This window comes from Micromonospora sp. NPDC050187 (assembly GCF_044459745.1).
Lineage (GTDB): Bacteria > Actinomycetota > Actinomycetes > Mycobacteriales > Micromonosporaceae > Micromonospora.
Genome location: NZ_JBITJH010000060.1, coordinates 1 through 1,187, shown reverse-complemented (window position 1 = coordinate 1,187; position 1,187 = coordinate 1). Strand labels below are relative to the sequence as shown.

Annotated in this window: 1 protein-coding gene; it reads right to left on the bottom strand. The window is 65.6% G+C overall.

Annotation, left to right across the window (positions count from 1 at the left end):
- Positions 1-2 precede the first annotated feature (2 nt).
- Positions 3-1,187 (bottom strand): methionine adenosyltransferase (gene metK, locus ACIBJE_RS31580; protein WP_396753933.1); only part of this gene is annotated, 1,185 nt, incomplete at its 5' end.

Here is a 1,187-nt window from a genome sequence, read left to right as displayed (position 1 = left end):
GGTCAGGCTCCTGCGGCCGACTTGAGGTCGGCGGCGCGGTCGGTGTTCTCCCAGGTCAGTTCGGGTAGGTCCCGGCCGAAGTGGCCGTACGCGGCGGTCTGCCGGTAGATCGGCCGGAGCAGGTCCAGATCCCGGATGATCGCCGCGGGACGCAGGTCGAACACCTCGTTCACGGCCTTCTCGATCCGCTCGACCGGCACGTTCTCCGTGCCGAACGTCTCGATGAACAAACTCACCGGATGCGCCTTACCGATCGCGTACGCGACCTGCGTCTCACACCGCTCCGCCAGCCCCGCGGCGACCACGTTCTTCGCCACCCACCGCATCGCATACGCCGCCGACCGGTCGACCTTCGACGGGTCCTTACCCGAGAACGCCCCACCACCATGGCGGGCGTACCCACCGTAGGTGTCCACGATGATCTTCCGACCCGTCAGGCCGGCATCACCCATCGGCCCACCGATCTCGAACCGACCCGTCGGGTTCACCAACAACCGGTACCCGTCGGTGTCCAGACCAAGACCCTCCACCTCCGGAGCGATCACATGGTCCCGCACGTCCGGCGTCAACAACGACTCCAGACTGATGTCCGCCGCATGCTGCGACGACACCACCACCGTGTTCAACCGGACCGGACGCAGACCCTCGTACTCGATGGTCACCTGCGTCTTACCATCCGGACGCAGATACGGGATCGTCCCGTCCTTCCGCACCGCCGACAACCGCCGAGCAAGACGATGCGCCAAAGCGATCGGCAACGGCATCAACTCCGGCGTCTCCGCACACGCGAACCCGAACATCATGCCCTGGTCCCCGGCACCCTGCGCATCCAGAGCACTCTCCGACGACCCCGTCCGCAACTCGAACGCGTTGTCCACACCCTGCGCGATATCCGGCGACTGCGCCCCGATCGACACACTCACCCCACACGACGCCCCGTCGAACCCCTTACGCGACGAGTCGTACCCGATCCCCAGGATCGTCTCCCGCACGATCGACGGAATATCCGCGTACGCCTTCGTGGTCACCTCACCCGCGACGTGCACCTGCCCCGTCGTGATCAACGTCTCCACCGCGACCCGCGAACGCGGATCCTGACTCAACAACGCATCCAGAATCCCATCACTGATCTGATCAGCGATCTTGTCCGGGTGGCCCTCCGTGACCGACTCGGACGTGAACAGGCG